At 55.0% G+C, this 17,024-nt stretch carries 17 protein-coding genes; 6 read left to right on the top strand and 11 right to left on the bottom strand.

Translation table 11 applies throughout. The features are described 5' to 3' along the window. Positions 1-163 precede the first annotated feature (163 nt). Positions 164-292 carry a hypothetical protein gene (locus tag Xish_RS19165; protein WP_279625626.1) on the bottom strand — a complete coding sequence of 43 codons (129 nt, stop codon included), beginning with the start codon at positions 290-292 and terminating at the stop codon, positions 164-166. Positions 293-321: 29 nt separating this feature from the next. Continuing rightward, positions 322-1,395: a site-specific tyrosine recombinase XerC gene (xerC, locus tag Xish_RS12545; protein ID WP_099118144.1), complete on the bottom strand. Its 1,074-nt coding sequence runs from the start codon at positions 1,393-1,395 to the stop codon at positions 322-324. Between xerC (Xish_RS12545) and Xish_RS19160 the strand changes: the two genes are divergently transcribed. Then, positions 1,394-1,528 (top strand): hypothetical protein, encoded by a 135-nt coding sequence (locus Xish_RS19160; RefSeq protein WP_279625625.1) that lies wholly within the window; start codon positions 1,394-1,396, stop codon positions 1,526-1,528. The genes xerC (Xish_RS12545) and Xish_RS19160 overlap by 2 nt on opposite strands. A gap of 85 nt (positions 1,529-1,613) precedes the next feature. On the opposite strand, the gene Xish_RS12540 is transcribed toward Xish_RS19160, so the two are convergent. Continuing rightward, positions 1,614-4,328 carry a CHC2 zinc finger domain-containing protein gene (locus tag Xish_RS12540; protein ID WP_099118143.1) on the bottom strand — a complete coding sequence of 905 codons (2,715 nt, stop codon included), beginning with the start codon at positions 4,326-4,328 and terminating at the stop codon, positions 1,614-1,616. 97 nt (positions 4,329-4,425) lie between these two features. Between Xish_RS12540 and Xish_RS12535 the strand changes: the two genes are divergently transcribed. Then, positions 4,426-4,824 carry a helix-turn-helix domain-containing protein gene (locus Xish_RS12535; protein WP_099118142.1) on the top strand — a complete coding sequence of 133 codons (399 nt, stop codon included), beginning with the start codon at positions 4,426-4,428 and terminating at the stop codon, positions 4,822-4,824. Between the two features lie 74 nt (positions 4,825-4,898). Further along, on the top strand, positions 4,899-5,219 hold the full coding sequence (locus tag Xish_RS12530) for a SymE family type I addiction module toxin (RefSeq protein WP_099118750.1): 321 nt from the start codon (positions 4,899-4,901) through the stop codon (positions 5,217-5,219). 96 nt (positions 5,220-5,315) lie between these two features. On the opposite strand, the gene Xish_RS12525 is transcribed toward Xish_RS12530, so the two are convergent. From Xish_RS12525 to xerC (Xish_RS12510), 5 genes are all read right to left on the bottom strand, one after another. Further along, the gene (locus Xish_RS12525) at positions 5,316-5,582 is read right to left on the bottom strand and encodes a hypothetical protein (protein ID WP_099118141.1); all 267 of its coding nucleotides are present in this window, start codon (positions 5,580-5,582) and stop codon (positions 5,316-5,318) included. A gap of 10 nt (positions 5,583-5,592) precedes the next feature. After that, positions 5,593-6,081 (bottom strand): RHS repeat-associated core domain-containing protein, encoded by a 489-nt coding sequence (locus Xish_RS18995; protein ID WP_141553980.1) that lies wholly within the window; start codon positions 6,079-6,081, stop codon positions 5,593-5,595. Between the two features lie 127 nt (positions 6,082-6,208). Further along, positions 6,209-6,472, bottom strand: coding sequence for a hypothetical protein (locus Xish_RS18645; protein ID WP_167383193.1), 264 nt, complete (start codon positions 6,470-6,472; stop codon positions 6,209-6,211). A gap of 397 nt (positions 6,473-6,869) precedes the next feature. Further along, positions 6,870-6,998, bottom strand: a complete 129-nt coding sequence (locus Xish_RS19155; RefSeq protein ID WP_279625626.1) for a hypothetical protein — start codon at positions 6,996-6,998, stop codon at positions 6,870-6,872. A 29-nt stretch (positions 6,999-7,027) separates the two neighbouring features. Further along, on the bottom strand, positions 7,028-8,101 hold the full coding sequence (xerC, locus tag Xish_RS12510; RefSeq protein WP_099118144.1) for a site-specific tyrosine recombinase XerC: 1,074 nt from the start codon (positions 8,099-8,101) through the stop codon (positions 7,028-7,030). On the opposite strand from xerC (Xish_RS12510), the gene Xish_RS19150 reads away from it, so the two are divergent. Next, positions 8,100-8,234 carry a hypothetical protein gene (locus Xish_RS19150; protein ID WP_279625625.1) on the top strand — a complete coding sequence of 45 codons (135 nt, stop codon included), beginning with the start codon at positions 8,100-8,102 and terminating at the stop codon, positions 8,232-8,234. The genes xerC (Xish_RS12510) and Xish_RS19150 overlap by 2 nt on opposite strands. A gap of 85 nt (positions 8,235-8,319) precedes the next feature. Here Xish_RS19150 and Xish_RS12505 read toward each other — a convergent pair whose 3' ends face one another. After that, positions 8,320-11,034, bottom strand: coding sequence for a CHC2 zinc finger domain-containing protein (locus Xish_RS12505; protein ID WP_099118143.1), 2,715 nt, complete (start codon positions 11,032-11,034; stop codon positions 8,320-8,322). Between the two features lie 97 nt (positions 11,035-11,131). Between Xish_RS12505 and Xish_RS12500 the strand changes: the two genes are divergently transcribed. Both Xish_RS12500 and Xish_RS12495 read left to right on the top strand, forming a co-directional pair. Next, a complete protein-coding gene (locus Xish_RS12500; RefSeq protein WP_099118142.1) occupies positions 11,132-11,530 on the top strand; it encodes a helix-turn-helix domain-containing protein in 399 nt (132 codons plus the stop codon). Between the two features lie 74 nt (positions 11,531-11,604). Continuing rightward, complete coding sequence (locus Xish_RS12495) at positions 11,605-11,925, top strand: SymE family type I addiction module toxin (RefSeq protein ID WP_099118750.1); 321 nt, start codon at positions 11,605-11,607, stop codon at positions 11,923-11,925. A gap of 96 nt (positions 11,926-12,021) precedes the next feature. On the opposite strand, the gene Xish_RS12490 is transcribed toward Xish_RS12495, so the two are convergent. Together Xish_RS12490 and Xish_RS12485 are read right to left on the bottom strand one after the other, a co-directional pair. Beyond that, on the bottom strand, positions 12,022-12,288 hold the full coding sequence (locus Xish_RS12490) for a hypothetical protein (RefSeq protein ID WP_099118141.1): 267 nt from the start codon (positions 12,286-12,288) through the stop codon (positions 12,022-12,024). A 10-nt stretch (positions 12,289-12,298) separates the two neighbouring features. Continuing rightward, positions 12,299-17,017, bottom strand: coding sequence for an RHS repeat-associated core domain-containing protein (locus Xish_RS12485; RefSeq protein ID WP_099118140.1), 4,719 nt, complete (start codon positions 17,015-17,017; stop codon positions 12,299-12,301). Positions 17,018-17,024: the final 7 nt, after the last annotated feature.

Genomic DNA, 17,024 nt, shown 5'->3' with positions numbered 1-17,024 from the left:
TTTTTGGCAGGGATCGGCTCAGAAGTCTAGAGCAGAAGGCGCCAGCCTTGTGCGGTGCACCCCGCGATGCCGATAAGCGGGGGCGAAGACATAATGCAGATTAGGCGATGTGAGCCGCCCTTCGGCGGTTGGCGGAACACGGTGGCCGCACGGCGAATTTCGCCTAATCTCCCTGCATTATGTTAAATGGGCTTTGGGCAGCCGGCACTGAGTGGTTGGGGACACCGTGGCCGCCGCTGACCATTGCCCATTTACCCCCGCCGGCACCGCAGCCTCCGGGCAGTCCGGCCACGGTCTGCCCCTGCACGGAACCCCGCAGGCTCAACGGGGATTATCGGGCTGTCCGGTACGCTGTGGTTTCGGGTCTGTGCCAGATTCTCCGCGGGCACCGCCTGAGCTGCACTCTGGCGGTTCGGTATGGTTGTCTGCGTCCGGTTGGGTCTGGGGGGCACGCTCGGCCGGATGGGTCTGGCTGTGCACCTGCCTGAGCTGTTTGATGGCGACCCGCGTATATACCTGGGTGGTGTTGAGTTTCTCATGCCCCAGCATCGCCTGGATATGGCGGATATCCGCGCCATTGTCCAGCATCTGCGTCGCCATGGAATGCCGGAACAGGTGACAGGCGCCCGGCTTGTCTAGCTGTGCCTGATGGCGGATGGCCTTGCCGGCGATTTGGGTCAGGTGCCCCAGACTGAGCGGCCTGCCCTTTTGCGAGATAAACAGGTAACCGCTGTCATGGCTGTCTGCCAACTGTGGCCGAACCTGCACCAGATAGCGTGTCAGCCAGCCCAGTGCCCGACCGCCGATGGGCACCACCCGGTCTTTATGGCCTTTGCCCTGATTAACCACCACGACCCCGCGTTCGACGTCGATATCACCCCGCCGGAGCTGGCGCAGCTCCATGCGCCGGAGGCCGCTGCTCCACAGCACTTCCAGCATCACCCGGTTGCGCAGCCCCAGCACGCTCTGGTCGTCAAGGCTGTCCAGCACCTGCGTGGTTTCCCGTTCACTCAGTATCTGGGCAGGCAGCCGCTTCTCCTCTTTCGGCAACACCATCTGTTCGGCCGGGTTGTAGAGGATGTGATGCCGTTGCAGTAGCCAGCGGAACCACAGCCGCAGGGCGATTAACCGTTCACGCTGGCCGTTATGGCTGTAAGGCTGGCCATCGGCCTTGCGGTAAGCCCGCAGATAGCGCTGCCAGCTTTCCAGTAATACCAGCGTCACCTGTGCCGGATACTGCACGCTGCGCTGTCCGCACCAGTCCACGAACGGTAACAGCCGTTCCCGGTAGCTTTCCCGTGTGCGCGGGCTTTTTCCCTGTGCGACCAGCGTATCGAGGTACGCGTCCAGTTGCGCCCGTAAGGTGGCGTGCAGGGGATTGTGTGGGTTTGTCATGCGGATCCTCCTTTTTGTCGTGGCCGCTATCCGGCAGTACGGTATGACGGGGAAGTTTTATGATATTGCCGGAACAGTGATTTTTAATATTGTCCAACTTGCGGACTGTCAGCCCTGTCTGGCTGCGGCCTGATAGCCGTTTTATCTCCCCCAACTTGAGGCCAACCTGAACCCAACTTAGGGGCAACTTGCCTTGTTTTCAGCCCAACTTGCACTGATCATACCGGCACGATCAGGCCGCTTAAGTGTGCGCTGTTGCCATCACCGTCCCAGAGCAGTTCGTATTGCAGCAGATGCCCGCGACTGCCGCCGTGGATCAGCAGGTATTCCATCTCAGCCAGCCGCTGGCAATGCACTTTAAGCTGATTGTCGCTCCATTGGGTAAAGTCGCGGATATCCCGCCGGGTAAAGCGAACGGCATTCAGGGCGCACTGCTGCCCTGCCGCCATCTCGTTCGCCATCTGCTGGATCAGCAATAACAGCTTGCGCGTCTGCGGCGGCATTTCGTCCAGTGTCCGGCCTAAGATTTCATGCGCCAACTGATTGGCGAGCCGGATATCGTCTTTGCTCACTTCGATGTATTCAAGTCGTCTGCCGCGATGCTCTGCCGTTTTGATTTCCCGCTGGTACTGGTGCAGCAACGCTATGCTCTGAATGAGCGTCAGGTATTTCATATGGTCACGGCGGGTACGGGTTTTGTCTGACATAAAGGTCAGTTGGTGCGCATACGGATTGACCACATTCAACGGCTTAAGCAGCCGCTGGGCGTTCTGGTGAAGCTGCATCAGATAGTCCCGCTCGTTCCCGGCCAGCAAGCCTTCAAGCGTCTGCTTCTGGCGCTGCAACGCATGGATGGCTTCCGTCTGTTCACGGGATTCATTGACCGTCAGCACCAGACAGCGGTTGAGCAGCTCTTCATCCACATCAATGGCGGTCGTGGTCAGCATCAGCATCACCGGACCTTTGACGGTATAGCTTTTGGTGACGAGGTTGCCGCTCGCCTCATCCTTGCCGGTGCTGGCCATCGTCAGTTCACCATCCGACTGCAACAACTTCAACGCATAGGCCGCCTGCCGCACCCCCTCTTCTTCGGCGATAGCCAATATTTTGTGCTGGAGATGGGTTTCCCCCAGATAGAACAGGCTTTGCCCGGTCATGGCGCTGTACTGGATGCGCTCCTCCTCGGGGATCAGGTTCAGCACCGCCTCCATCAGTGAGGATTTGCCGGCGGCGCTGCTGCTCTGGATAAGTACCGCTAACGGTTTGGGTAACTTTCGGCTCACCGCCGCCAAAAAACCGGCCAGCAAGTTAGTGGATTCGCCGACCACACCGCAGGCCGCCAAGTCAGTGGTGATACGGGCCGTCAGGTACGGATCTTGCAACAAGGCCAGTGCCGCTTCCCGCTCTGCGATCCCCATTTCAGGTACGCGGGGTTCGGTGCCTTTGGCGGGCTGCTGCTGCCATTGTTCGACCGCCAGTAACACCTGCCCCAGTGCCCGCCGGAGGTCGCCTTCGGCCAGTCCCAGCTCAGCGGCAGCCAGCCGGGCGTAACTGTTGCGTGAGCGCCCGCTCATCAGATCAACCCCGTCGGCGAACAACACGCCGCTTTGCCTGTCCAGCACCTGCGCATTGAGCTTCATGGCAACCGCGCCCGCTTTGACCGCACCCAGCCCGCGCAGGCACCATTGCAGTGTGCCGACTGACACGCGCAGTTCGCCATGCTCACCGGACTCACAGACGACATTTGGCATCACACCGGACGCAGGGTCAGCGGCTAAAGGGGAAGCGGGGGCTGGCGCGGTGTCCGGCTCAGGCGTCTGGCGCCCAAGTGCCACCGTATCCGCCACACCCTGCATCGGCACGGCGCTGTCAAGCAGCAGCGCAAAGGCGGTTTCCGGCTCAGCCACCTGGCACAGATATTCGTTCGCATCCCTGCCCGACGGGAACACCACGCGCAGGGGCGTGATCCCTTTGGCCGCCAGTGCCGCCGCCAGTTTGACCGCGGCATCATTGCCGGCGCTGTCATTATCGAAAGCGATCAGCACCTGCTTAATGCCGTACTGTTCAAAGGCTTGCCAGTGATCAGCCGTGACGCCATGCACCCCATAGGCCGCCGTCACATTGCGCTGCCCCGTCACCCAGAACGACATCGCATCAATCAGCGATTCACACAGGATAAGCGTTCGGGAGGCACCCAGCGCGGCTTCATTCCAGACCCCGTTGTGTGCCCCCGGCAGGTACAGATGGCGGATGATGGACTGGCGCAGGTCGTCGCCGATTTTGCGCCCGTACAGTTCGTGGATTTGCCCCTGTGCATCCATCACCGGCACAACCAGCGAGCCGCGCAGGTGCTCCCGCCCGTTCTCCCGCAGCACGCCGATGGCTTGCAGGCGGCGGCGAACCTCTGCCCCGGCCTTGTATTTACTGGCTGGCAGACGGTAAGCGAGCGTTCGGTTGGCAAAGCCCAGCTTAAAATGGCTGACCAGTTCAGGATGGTTGAGCCGCCGTTTGGACAGGTACGCTTGTGCCTCCGGCGCATTCAGCAACGTATGGTGATAAAACGCAACCACCCGTGACAGCAACACCTGCTGCCCGATGGCATCACCGGCCAGCTCTTCCGGCTGCACCAGCGGCTCCACCGCCGGATTGTGCCCCAGCACGGCACGCAGGCGCTCCACGGCATGGCGCAGGCTCAGACCCTCGGTGTGCATCACCCAGTCCAGCACCGACCCGCCCGCATCACAGCCAAAACAGTGGTAGAGATTTTTCGCTGGGGTAATGACCATCGACGGCGTTTTCTCCTCATGGAACGGGCACAGCACGGTCATGTCTTTGCCGCGTTTAAACAACTGCCGCCCCTGCTGCTCGATGATGGCAACTAAGGGAACGGCGGCTTTCAGGTGTTGCAACTCTGCTTCGGGAATGCGAGCCATGTCTTAATCCTTTAAAATGCGTCAAGGTCATTATTGACCTATATAATACAGGTCAATATAATACTTTCAAGCCCAACACTAAAAAAGGACACTTATCATGATGAACAAACACATTAACTGGCTTTGTTCATTTATGACTGATTTTGGTAAACGCCTTGCCACACTGCGCAAGGCCAGACAGCTTACACAGATAGAACTGGCGAATTTGCTAGATATCCAGCCCCGGATGGTCGGACGCTGGGAGCAGGGACAGGTTAAGCCCCAGTTTGATTACATCATTAAACTGGCGCAGTTACTGGAAGTCAGTATTGACCATTTACTGCTGGGTGAAGAAGGTGCAATCGCTCCCGTTTTTGATATTAAAAACAAGAGGCTAAAAGAGTTGTGTAAGCAAGTTGACGGGTTAAAAGCAGAAGATCAGGATGTGATTTGCCGCATTCTGGACATGGCAATCACACAAGAGAAAATTAAACAGGCAATTAATGTAACACGCTGAGATTTAACGCGTTCTGGCTGTGTTGGAGCACAACCAAAACGCTAACCATAACCAACTATTGGAGGTAGTTAATGATGGCTAAGGCGCATTCTAAGCAAAACCGTGCAGTAAATAAAGCCGTAAAAACAGAACGTTATTACACCGTGGGATACGTGCCGCAAAATGACAAGGCCAGTGCCCCGCCGGCAATACACCTTAAGGGGCAGTGGCTTAAGGCAGCAGGCTTTGATATTGGCGGCACACTCACCGTCAAGATTATGGAGGGCTGTCTGGTGCTGATCCCTGACAATGACGAGACTAACAGCCTCAAACAGCAATACCAGCGCCAGCGAGAGCAAATCAGTGAGATTAAGCTCAAAATGCGGGAGCTGATTGGCGGCTACACAAGCCGCTAAGGGCAGGGAATGAGCAGCTCTTAAAAAGAACAAAGCCGGAAGATCTTGGGGATCTTTCCGGCTTTTTTATCATAGATCTTTAATTTAAACAATGAGCTATGAGTTTATATATTTATCTATCTCTTTTTCACATGCATACATTAGGTTAAGCACGGGATTGTCGTAATCACTATAGATTTCTAGATACCCTCTAGTCATATTTTTCACAATATTGGCTTTTAACTCTCCTGACTCTAAAGATAAAAGCGTTTTTTTATAAAGAGTTATAATTGAGTCCAGATTGTTCTCCTGCCTAGATTTTTTTAGTTCTTCCAAATCAAAAATTACATTTTCGATTAAATTTATTAATTCTTTTTTATTCATATTGTTATCTCTATTTTGATGGAATGCCTCTTGTATTTTTTATCCAAGATGGATCCCAATCTCTGGGCAGAAGAATTTGTGTTGCTTCTCCCTTAAGAACTGCTCCAGATTTCATTGTTTGCGGTGCAACTTGGCCCACATGGAGTGTTGTTCCTTTTGGAACCAATATTTGGGCTTCAAATTGTCGGGTATTTTTCCATTCGGGCAAAAGAGCCGCATCGATTTTAGCTTGTATACGGTTAGAAGCTGGAAGATCTGATACGAATGAGCCACCCGGTTTAGCATTACCACCGTAAACGCGATATACATATGTATCTTGAGTTGTGACGACAGTTTTATATTTCCCGTCTTTAAAAGAATCAACTATCCACTGATCTAATGGAGCTTTTTCAATCTCCTTATAAGATTGATTTGAAAACAATTTATCGCAGTCTTTACCCGCTAACCCGAACGGGTCTACCCATCCTGCCGGATTATGCACATACGAATACGGATTCACGCCCCCCATCAGCCCGATGGGGTCTTAGGGCTGGTTCCGGTGCGGTTATACAGTTTTAAGCGATTTTTTCCTTATCTGTCAGCTTGTTAAAGAACCCCTTTTACCCGTTCCGCCCATTCCCGCGAACCTAAAATGCCGAAGTGCACTTTTGCCCTGTTTTTACGTTTGCCCCGCGGTGCAGTATAGCGCCCCTTTTTCTGATTGATGGGCTGAACAGCCTGTTTTTGGGCAGTTTTTCACGGCAACGGGCGAACGTCGCCCAACTGGCTTGGGCGGCGGGCGGCCGTTCTGCGGGGGCGGGTGGCACAGAACCCGCAAGCGGCGCCCTGCGACGCTCCCAGACACGGAAGCCGAAGGTTGTGTTCGGTTTTGCTGAGGGCACTTTACTCAAGGGAAGCCCCCTCCGGGGGCTGCACGGGGCGGAGATGGCGAGCACGGCAACGAGCAAGGCGCGCAGCGACTGCGAGCCGCGCGCAGCCAGTGCAGCGGGGTCGGGGCGGGGGAGGTAAACCAGTGGAGGCCGCAGGCCGACCTGCCTACAGGGCTGTTGGCCTGAACAACACAAGGCCGCTAAAGAAGACGCAGTTTTAGCCGGACGGGGGCACGGTGTTTTGGTCTGGCGCGGTTTTTGGCAGGGATCGGCTCAGAAGTCTAGAGCAGAAGGCGCCAGCCTTGTGCGGTGCACCCCGCGATGCCGATAAGCGGGGGCGAAGACATAATGCAGATTAGGCGATGTGAGCCGCCCTTCGGCGGTTGGCGGAACACGGTGGCCGCACGGCGAATTTCGCCTAATCTCCCTGCATTATGTTAAATGGGCTTTGGGCAGCCGGCACTGAGTGGTTGGGGACACCGTGGCCGCCGCTGACCATTGCCCATTTACCCCCGCCGGCACCGCAGCCTCCGGGCAGTCCGGCCACGGTCTGCCCCTGCACGGAACCCCGCAGGCTCAACGGGGATTATCGGGCTGTCCGGTACGCTGTGGTTTCGGGTCTGTGCCAGATTCTCCGCGGGCACCGCCTGAGCTGCACTCTGGCGGTTCGGTATGGTTGTCTGCGTCCGGTTGGGTCTGGGGGGCACGCTCGGCCGGATGGGTCTGGCTGTGCACCTGCCTGAGCTGTTTGATGGCGACCCGCGTATATACCTGGGTGGTGTTGAGTTTCTCATGCCCCAGCATCGCCTGGATATGGCGGATATCCGCGCCATTGTCCAGCATCTGCGTCGCCATGGAATGCCGGAACAGGTGACAGGCGCCCGGCTTGTCTAGCTGTGCCTGATGGCGGATGGCCTTGCCGGCGATTTGGGTCAGGTGCCCCAGACTGAGCGGCCTGCCCTTTTGCGAGATAAACAGGTAACCGCTGTCATGGCTGTCTGCCAACTGTGGCCGAACCTGCACCAGATAGCGTGTCAGCCAGCCCAGTGCCCGACCGCCGATGGGCACCACCCGGTCTTTATGGCCTTTGCCCTGATTAACCACCACGACCCCGCGTTCGACGTCGATATCACCCCGCCGGAGCTGGCGCAGCTCCATGCGCCGGAGGCCGCTGCTCCACAGCACTTCCAGCATCACCCGGTTGCGCAGCCCCAGCACGCTCTGGTCGTCAAGGCTGTCCAGCACCTGCGTGGTTTCCCGTTCACTCAGTATCTGGGCAGGCAGCCGCTTCTCCTCTTTCGGCAACACCATCTGTTCGGCCGGGTTGTAGAGGATGTGATGCCGTTGCAGTAGCCAGCGGAACCACAGCCGCAGGGCGATTAACCGTTCACGCTGGCCGTTATGGCTGTAAGGCTGGCCATCGGCCTTGCGGTAAGCCCGCAGATAGCGCTGCCAGCTTTCCAGTAATACCAGCGTCACCTGTGCCGGATACTGCACGCTGCGCTGTCCGCACCAGTCCACGAACGGTAACAGCCGTTCCCGGTAGCTTTCCCGTGTGCGCGGGCTTTTTCCCTGTGCGACCAGCGTATCGAGGTACGCGTCCAGTTGCGCCCGTAAGGTGGCGTGCAGGGGATTGTGTGGGTTTGTCATGCGGATCCTCCTTTTTGTCGTGGCCGCTATCCGGCAGTACGGTATGACGGGGAAGTTTTATGATATTGCCGGAACAGTGATTTTTAATATTGTCCAACTTGCGGACTGTCAGCCCTGTCTGGCTGCGGCCTGATAGCCGTTTTATCTCCCCCAACTTGAGGCCAACCTGAACCCAACTTAGGGGCAACTTGCCTTGTTTTCAGCCCAACTTGCACTGATCATACCGGCACGATCAGGCCGCTTAAGTGTGCGCTGTTGCCATCACCGTCCCAGAGCAGTTCGTATTGCAGCAGATGCCCGCGACTGCCGCCGTGGATCAGCAGGTATTCCATCTCAGCCAGCCGCTGGCAATGCACTTTAAGCTGATTGTCGCTCCATTGGGTAAAGTCGCGGATATCCCGCCGGGTAAAGCGAACGGCATTCAGGGCGCACTGCTGCCCTGCCGCCATCTCGTTCGCCATCTGCTGGATCAGCAATAACAGCTTGCGCGTCTGCGGCGGCATTTCGTCCAGTGTCCGGCCTAAGATTTCATGCGCCAACTGATTGGCGAGCCGGATATCGTCTTTGCTCACTTCGATGTATTCAAGTCGTCTGCCGCGATGCTCTGCCGTTTTGATTTCCCGCTGGTACTGGTGCAGCAACGCTATGCTCTGAATGAGCGTCAGGTATTTCATATGGTCACGGCGGGTACGGGTTTTGTCTGACATAAAGGTCAGTTGGTGCGCATACGGATTGACCACATTCAACGGCTTAAGCAGCCGCTGGGCGTTCTGGTGAAGCTGCATCAGATAGTCCCGCTCGTTCCCGGCCAGCAAGCCTTCAAGCGTCTGCTTCTGGCGCTGCAACGCATGGATGGCTTCCGTCTGTTCACGGGATTCATTGACCGTCAGCACCAGACAGCGGTTGAGCAGCTCTTCATCCACATCAATGGCGGTCGTGGTCAGCATCAGCATCACCGGACCTTTGACGGTATAGCTTTTGGTGACGAGGTTGCCGCTCGCCTCATCCTTGCCGGTGCTGGCCATCGTCAGTTCACCATCCGACTGCAACAACTTCAACGCATAGGCCGCCTGCCGCACCCCCTCTTCTTCGGCGATAGCCAATATTTTGTGCTGGAGATGGGTTTCCCCCAGATAGAACAGGCTTTGCCCGGTCATGGCGCTGTACTGGATGCGCTCCTCCTCGGGGATCAGGTTCAGCACCGCCTCCATCAGTGAGGATTTGCCGGCGGCGCTGCTGCTCTGGATAAGTACCGCTAACGGTTTGGGTAACTTTCGGCTCACCGCCGCCAAAAAACCGGCCAGCAAGTTAGTGGATTCGCCGACCACACCGCAGGCCGCCAAGTCAGTGGTGATACGGGCCGTCAGGTACGGATCTTGCAACAAGGCCAGTGCCGCTTCCCGCTCTGCGATCCCCATTTCAGGTACGCGGGGTTCGGTGCCTTTGGCGGGCTGCTGCTGCCATTGTTCGACCGCCAGTAACACCTGCCCCAGTGCCCGCCGGAGGTCGCCTTCGGCCAGTCCCAGCTCAGCGGCAGCCAGCCGGGCGTAACTGTTGCGTGAGCGCCCGCTCATCAGATCAACCCCGTCGGCGAACAACACGCCGCTTTGCCTGTCCAGCACCTGCGCATTGAGCTTCATGGCAACCGCGCCCGCTTTGACCGCACCCAGCCCGCGCAGGCACCATTGCAGTGTGCCGACTGACACGCGCAGTTCGCCATGCTCACCGGACTCACAGACGACATTTGGCATCACACCGGACGCAGGGTCAGCGGCTAAAGGGGAAGCGGGGGCTGGCGCGGTGTCCGGCTCAGGCGTCTGGCGCCCAAGTGCCACCGTATCCGCCACACCCTGCATCGGCACGGCGCTGTCAAGCAGCAGCGCAAAGGCGGTTTCCGGCTCAGCCACCTGGCACAGATATTCGTTCGCATCCCTGCCCGACGGGAACACCACGCGCAGGGGCGTGATCCCTTTGGCCGCCAGTGCCGCCGCCAGTTTGACCGCGGCATCATTGCCGGCGCTGTCATTATCGAAAGCGATCAGCACCTGCTTAATGCCGTACTGTTCAAAGGCTTGCCAGTGATCAGCCGTGACGCCATGCACCCCATAGGCCGCCGTCACATTGCGCTGCCCCGTCACCCAGAACGACATCGCATCAATCAGCGATTCACACAGGATAAGCGTTCGGGAGGCACCCAGCGCGGCTTCATTCCAGACCCCGTTGTGTGCCCCCGGCAGGTACAGATGGCGGATGATGGACTGGCGCAGGTCGTCGCCGATTTTGCGCCCGTACAGTTCGTGGATTTGCCCCTGTGCATCCATCACCGGCACAACCAGCGAGCCGCGCAGGTGCTCCCGCCCGTTCTCCCGCAGCACGCCGATGGCTTGCAGGCGGCGGCGAACCTCTGCCCCGGCCTTGTATTTACTGGCTGGCAGACGGTAAGCGAGCGTTCGGTTGGCAAAGCCCAGCTTAAAATGGCTGACCAGTTCAGGATGGTTGAGCCGCCGTTTGGACAGGTACGCTTGTGCCTCCGGCGCATTCAGCAACGTATGGTGATAAAACGCAACCACCCGTGACAGCAACACCTGCTGCCCGATGGCATCACCGGCCAGCTCTTCCGGCTGCACCAGCGGCTCCACCGCCGGATTGTGCCCCAGCACGGCACGCAGGCGCTCCACGGCATGGCGCAGGCTCAGACCCTCGGTGTGCATCACCCAGTCCAGCACCGACCCGCCCGCATCACAGCCAAAACAGTGGTAGAGATTTTTCGCTGGGGTAATGACCATCGACGGCGTTTTCTCCTCATGGAACGGGCACAGCACGGTCATGTCTTTGCCGCGTTTAAACAACTGCCGCCCCTGCTGCTCGATGATGGCAACTAAGGGAACGGCGGCTTTCAGGTGTTGCAACTCTGCTTCGGGAATGCGAGCCATGTCTTAATCCTTTAAAATGCGTCAAGGTCATTATTGACCTATATAATACAGGTCAATATAATACTTTCAAGCCCAACACTAAAAAAGGACACTTATCATGATGAACAAACACATTAACTGGCTTTGTTCATTTATGACTGATTTTGGTAAACGCCTTGCCACACTGCGCAAGGCCAGACAGCTTACACAGATAGAACTGGCGAATTTGCTAGATATCCAGCCCCGGATGGTCGGACGCTGGGAGCAGGGACAGGTTAAGCCCCAGTTTGATTACATCATTAAACTGGCGCAGTTACTGGAAGTCAGTATTGACCATTTACTGCTGGGTGAAGAAGGTGCAATCGCTCCCGTTTTTGATATTAAAAACAAGAGGCTAAAAGAGTTGTGTAAGCAAGTTGACGGGTTAAAAGCAGAAGATCAGGATGTGATTTGCCGCATTCTGGACATGGCAATCACACAAGAGAAAATTAAACAGGCAATTAATGTAACACGCTGAGATTTAACGCGTTCTGGCTGTGTTGGAGCACAACCAAAACGCTAACCATAACCAACTATTGGAGGTAGTTAATGATGGCTAAGGCGCATTCTAAGCAAAACCGTGCAGTAAATAAAGCCGTAAAAACAGAACGTTATTACACCGTGGGATACGTGCCGCAAAATGACAAGGCCAGTGCCCCGCCGGCAATACACCTTAAGGGGCAGTGGCTTAAGGCAGCAGGCTTTGATATTGGCGGCACACTCACCGTCAAGATTATGGAGGGCTGTCTGGTGCTGATCCCTGACAATGACGAGACTAACAGCCTCAAACAGCAATACCAGCGCCAGCGAGAGCAAATCAGTGAGATTAAGCTCAAAATGCGGGAGCTGATTGGCGGCTACACAAGCCGCTAAGGGCAGGGAATGAGCAGCTCTTAAAAAGAACAAAGCCGGAAGATCTTGGGGATCTTTCCGGCTTTTTTATCATAGATCTTTAATTTAAACAATGAGCTATGAGTTTATATATTTATCTATCTCTTTTTCACATGCATACATTAGGTTAAGCACGGGATTGTCGTAATCACTATAGATTTCTAGATACCCTCTAGTCATATTTTTCACAATATTGGCTTTTAACTCTCCTGACTCTAAAGATAAAAGCGTTTTTTTATAAAGAGTTATAATTGAGTCCAGATTGTTCTCCTGCCTAGATTTTTTTAGTTCTTCCAAATCAAAAATTACATTTTCGATTAAATTTATTAATTCTTTTTTATTCATATTGTTATCTCTATTTTGATGGAATGCCTCTTGTATTTTTTATCCAAGATGGATCCCAATCTCTGGGCAGAAGAATTTGTGTTGCTTCTCCCTTAAGAACTGCTCCAGATTTCATTGTTTGCGGTGCAACTTGGCCCACATGGAGTGTTGTTCCTTTTGGAACCAATATTTGGGCTTCAAATTGTCGGGTATTTTTCCATTCGGGCAAAAGAGCCGCATCGATTTTAGCTTGTATACGGTTAGAAGCTGGAAGATCTGATACGAATGAGCCACCCGGTTTAGCATTACCACCGTAAACGCGATATACATATGTATCTTGAGTTGTGACGACAGTTTTATATTTCCCGTCTTTAAAAGAATCAACTATCCACTGATCTAATGGAGCTTTTTCAATCTCCTTATAAGATTGATTTGAAAACAATTTATCGCAGTCTTTACCCGCTAACCCGAACGGGTCTACCCATCCTGCCGGATTATGCACATACGAATACGGATTCACGCCCCCCATCAGCCCGATGGGGTCGGGCGAGATGTACTGCGCAGTCTCCGGCGAATAATAGCGGAATCGATTATAGAATAAACCCGACTCCTCATCAAAATATTGGCCTAAAAACCGGAAGTTGCAATTAACATGATAATCCGCATGACCGGAGCCAATCGCCTGAAAACGGTCTGACTGCCCCCACGTTCGTAGCCGCTGCGCCCATACCAGTACTCCTTCCTCATTGAGCATCTCGCGCGGGGTGCCCTGATGGTCACTGACAATATAGTGTAGCTTGTCTTGCTCAAAACGCGCTGACGGTGTCAGTGCGCCCGGTTCGTAGAGCCAGCGGATACGCTGCCCCTCTGCTGGAGAACCATCTGCATACAGAGGCGTTTCCTCGATAAGCTGGTCGCCGCTCCACAGGTATTCCTGCCCCATGATGGCATCGGCTCTCGGTGCCAAATCCGGTTTGCCGGCCAGCCACAACTGTAAATTCGCCGCAGCCAGTTTACCATCGTGAATTTTCAGTTTCTGGATACGCCGCCCAAAAGCATCATATTTATACTGCCAGCGGGAGCCATCCGGGGTTTCACAGTGGGTGAGCTGGTTTTGGGTATCCCAGCGGTAACGCCAGATTTGCGGGCGAAAGCCGTCATGCTGTTCGGTTTTTTCCACCAGACGACCATTGTCATCATAGCGATAACGGATATCCCCTTGCTGCACCACGCGCCCGGCTTTCTGCCGCTGCGTAATTTGTGCCATCGCGCCGTAGGCATCTACAGGCAGGTGTTGGTTCAGATTGCCGTTGGCATCATAGGTAAATTGCTCTTCATGCGGACGCGCGCCGTCGAACAGGGTATGCAGTATCTGATCGTTAGTATTGTAACGATAGCGGGTTTGTCCCCAGCGACTGTCGTCAATCACCCGCACATTATGGGCGCGGTCATATTGCCAGCTCCGGTTGACAGCGGTGGCCTGTGGCGGGAAATACGGGTCATTCTGCGCCAGTGTTTCGCGAAACAGTTTAGTGGCCTGTCCCGCCGATTGGTGCGCCAGCAGGCCGGTAGCCGTGTAGCGGCTGGCGAGGATAAAGCCGTCAGCACTTTCACGCACCGTTTCCCGTCCCAGCACATCATACTGGAACGTAAGCGGCGTATGCTGGTTGAGCTGAAAGTGATCCAGATTACCCAACAAGTTATAACCGAAATGCAGGGTATTGCCATCAACACTTTCGCTGATTGGGCGCCCTGTCAGGCTATCCCATTCCCTGATAATTTCCCGTCCATTGATACGTTCGCAGACAGGCAACCCCGTGGCCTTGTCATACTCATATTCCACCACTGCATCGTCATTAGTCGCTTTCACCAACTGGTGACGGATGTTGTATTCGTAAGTGGTCGTAGCTTTAAGTACCAACTTGTCATCTTCCGGCTGCCAGCTTTCCTGCCTGACCAGCAAGCCCGTCGCAGAATAGTGCCAGCGAAGCTGTTGACCATCGGGATACTGCACTTGCGTGCGTCGTCCCAGTTTATCGTACTGATAATCAAGGGTACGCCCGGTAAAATCGGTTTCCCTGATGATTTGCCCTGCGGCATCCCGCTCATAGCGATAGGTTTCACCGGTGGAGGCGGTGACAGAATTCAACCGGGTCAGGCGGTCATAACCAAAGCGTAATACTGTGCCATCGGGGCGGGTCACCTGCGTCAGCAGGTCAAACGCGCCATAGGTGTAGCGGGTGGTACGGCCTTCGCCGTCAGTGACCGCCACCACGCGCCGCTCGCTGTCATAGGCCAGTTGCTGAGTCGTGCCGTCCGGCAGTTCTATTTCGGTCAGGCTACCGTTCAGGCTGGCATGGTCATCGCTGTAACGGTAGTGAGTCTGCTGTTTGAAGGCATCAGTAAGCTGACGCAGTCGCCCCAGTTCATCCAGTTGCAGGCCGGTGGTCTGGCCGTCCGGCGTCATCACCGCCGCCAGTCGCTGTTGTTCATCATAGGCGTAGTGCCACTGACGCCCATCCGGCAATAAGCGCTGACGTAATTCCCCGTGGATGCCGTATTGGTATTCTTCCTTGTGCCCCAGCGGATTAGTCAGTGCCGTCAGATTGCCTTGATCATCATAGTGAAATTGCCAGCGTTCACCGGTGGGCTGGACACTTTCGATGAGCTGCCCGTGTTCGTCATAACCGTAAGCAAAAGTATCGCCGGTCGGCAGCTTCACTTCGGTCAGCGCACCATCAGGGTTGTAATCGAATGTAGTCAGCCCGCCAGCCCGATCGGCTTCCCAGATGATTTGGCTGTGACGCCACTGGCGGCGGGTAATACGCCCCAGCGGGTCAACCTCACGGATCACCAGTCCGTTGTGATCATAGTGGTATTGGGTTTCACCGCCTTCGGCATCCCGATAGGTGGTGATACGTGCCTGATCGTCATAGTGGAAATGGTCACACCAGTAACCTTGGGAGGATGCGGTGCTGAGTACTCGCCCTTGTTCATCATAAGTGAGGCTTAAATCGGTCTGGTCGGTATCGTGCCAACGGATCATCCGCCCCTGCGCGTCATACTCATGCCACAGATGGTTATGCTGGAACGCGTCACATTCATGCAGGTAACCTTGCGGATCATAGTGACAGGTTACCAGCCGCTGCTGTTTCTGCGGTTCGAGATAATCCACCGTCTGGATGTGTTGCCCCTGATAGCCCAGCACCAGCCGGAAACCATCCGTGCGTGTGATTTCGATCAGTTGCGATTGTTTATCGTAGATAAACTGGATCGCGTTCTGGCGGCGATCAGTGATGGCGGACAGTTTGCGGATATTCCCGACGGCATGATTGAAATGGTAGGTAAGCTGGGACTGACGATCAGTGAGTTGCAGTTCGCCCGTCAGCTCCCCCGTTAACACGTAATGCGGAATATGCTGGTTACGGGCGAGGACTTGATCTTCCGGCGTGGTGAAATCGTAGATCACGCCGTCTGCATCGGTAAAATTCACCTTGCCGTCGCTCAACACTAGCTGGCGCGACCAGTCATCTGCCCATTTCGTCCCAAACAGGCCGCTGAATTTGGCGGTGGAGCGATAAGTACGGGTCAGGGTGATGGGCAACAAGCCGGGAATGGCAATCACCGGCCAGACTTGCAGGAAGTCACCGGTGGCCACATCCACAGGCTCGCCTTCTTTCGTACACGTCCCGTTACAACTCCCTTCTTTGTTGCTGGATTTGTTATCAACGGGGTCTTTTTCGGTTTTTTTGGAGTTAGCTGGCGTGGAGTTGGTGGTTTCCGACGACTGGCCTTTGATTTTGGCACCGGCTGCACTTTCGGCGGATTTGGTTTCTTTACTCACCCCCTTGGTTCCAGCTTTGGCTGCGCCTTTTGCTGCGTTTTTAAGTATCCCAGCCCCTCCCATAGCGATACTACCGATATCAAAAGCGAGGGCTCCCCCTTTTTCTGCATCGCTTTTCATTTCCATCTTAATTGCATCAGCATTGACCGCCGCCACGGCCTTTTGCTGAATTTCAGAAATGCCAACAGGAGAGCCGCCCATATATTCCCAGGTTTTTTCGGCGGCAACGGCGGGAGCCGTTGCGACGATCACCATCCCTTTGCCAAGCAATTCCCCCATTTCAGGGATGGTATTCCAGAGCGCTTTTCCTGCCCCGATAGCTGCTTCCCCTGGATTATTCCAGGCTTCTTCCAAATTATGTTTACTCTCATCAATCCATTGGTTGACGTCATCGGCAGTTTCCTGAAACCAGTCAACAGTTTTATCCCACATGCCTTTTTCTGCCTGCGCTTCAGGCTTAACAGCAGGATTAGCCTCATGCGGGGGAGAGCCAGCTTGGGGTGCTTGCCCTACAATGGTTCCTATCGTATTCCCTTCTCCGGTCGGACTATCGTCTCGAGGCTTTTGGGGTAAGGCGGCGTTGGGTTCGGGATAGTCGCTTGCTTCCTTTTCTTCTTCTTCCCATTCTTTCTTTGGAAATTCACCACGTTTGAATTTTTCAACGGTCTCTTGAGCCGTTTTCTTAAAATCCTGAGCGGTCAAATCAGCGTCTGCCTGATTATAGTAAACGTCTAATTCCGGATCGTCGCCGTAATCACCGTAAAAGAACGAACTTTGCCGATATAACGTATCCGCATTACTTAACGCTTTTTCTGCCTCAGCCTGCGTGCGAATGTTAAATTCTTTACAATATTTTTCGGCTCTGACATCGATGCTATCCGGTGTGACGAGTATCGTATCTGACATGGTTCCC

The sequence above is a fragment of the Xenorhabdus ishibashii genome (assembly GCF_002632755.1).
GTDB classification, from domain to species: domain Bacteria; phylum Pseudomonadota; class Gammaproteobacteria; order Enterobacterales; family Enterobacteriaceae; genus Xenorhabdus; species Xenorhabdus ishibashii.
The sequence above is the reverse complement of the archived record's forward strand: the minus strand, read 5'-3'. Positions and strand labels throughout refer to the sequence as shown.

Excerpts from the sequence above, each read along its gene's own strand:
- Xish_RS12505 (WP_099118143.1), bottom strand. The coding sequence starts at position 11,034 with ATGGCTCGCATTCCCGAAGCAGAGTTGCAACACCTGAAAGCCGCCGTT.
- Xish_RS12485 (WP_099118140.1), bottom strand. The coding sequence starts at position 17,017 with ATGTCAGATACGATACTCGTCACACCGGATAGCATCGATGTCAGAGCC.
- Xish_RS12500 (WP_099118142.1), top strand. The coding sequence starts at position 11,132 with ATGATGAACAAACACATTAACTGGCTTTGTTCATTTATGACTGATTTT.
- Xish_RS12540 (WP_099118143.1), bottom strand. The coding sequence starts at position 4,328 with ATGGCTCGCATTCCCGAAGCAGAGTTGCAACACCTGAAAGCCGCCGTT.
- Xish_RS19150 (WP_279625625.1), top strand. The coding sequence starts at position 8,100 with ATGCGGATCCTCCTTTTTGTCGTGGCCGCTATCCGGCAGTACGGTATG.
- Xish_RS12525 (WP_099118141.1), bottom strand. The coding sequence starts at position 5,582 with ATGAATAAAAAAGAATTAATAAATTTAATCGAAAATGTAATTTTTGAT.
- Xish_RS12535 (WP_099118142.1), top strand. The coding sequence starts at position 4,426 with ATGATGAACAAACACATTAACTGGCTTTGTTCATTTATGACTGATTTT.
- Xish_RS12530 (WP_099118750.1), top strand. The coding sequence starts at position 4,899 with ATGGCTAAGGCGCATTCTAAGCAAAACCGTGCAGTAAATAAAGCCGTA.
- Xish_RS19160 (WP_279625625.1), top strand. The coding sequence starts at position 1,394 with ATGCGGATCCTCCTTTTTGTCGTGGCCGCTATCCGGCAGTACGGTATG.
- xerC (WP_099118144.1), bottom strand. The coding sequence starts at position 1,395 with ATGACAAACCCACACAATCCCCTGCACGCCACCTTACGGGCGCAACTG.
- Xish_RS12490 (WP_099118141.1), bottom strand. The coding sequence starts at position 12,288 with ATGAATAAAAAAGAATTAATAAATTTAATCGAAAATGTAATTTTTGAT.
- Xish_RS12495 (WP_099118750.1), top strand. The coding sequence starts at position 11,605 with ATGGCTAAGGCGCATTCTAAGCAAAACCGTGCAGTAAATAAAGCCGTA.
- xerC (WP_099118144.1), bottom strand. The coding sequence starts at position 8,101 with ATGACAAACCCACACAATCCCCTGCACGCCACCTTACGGGCGCAACTG.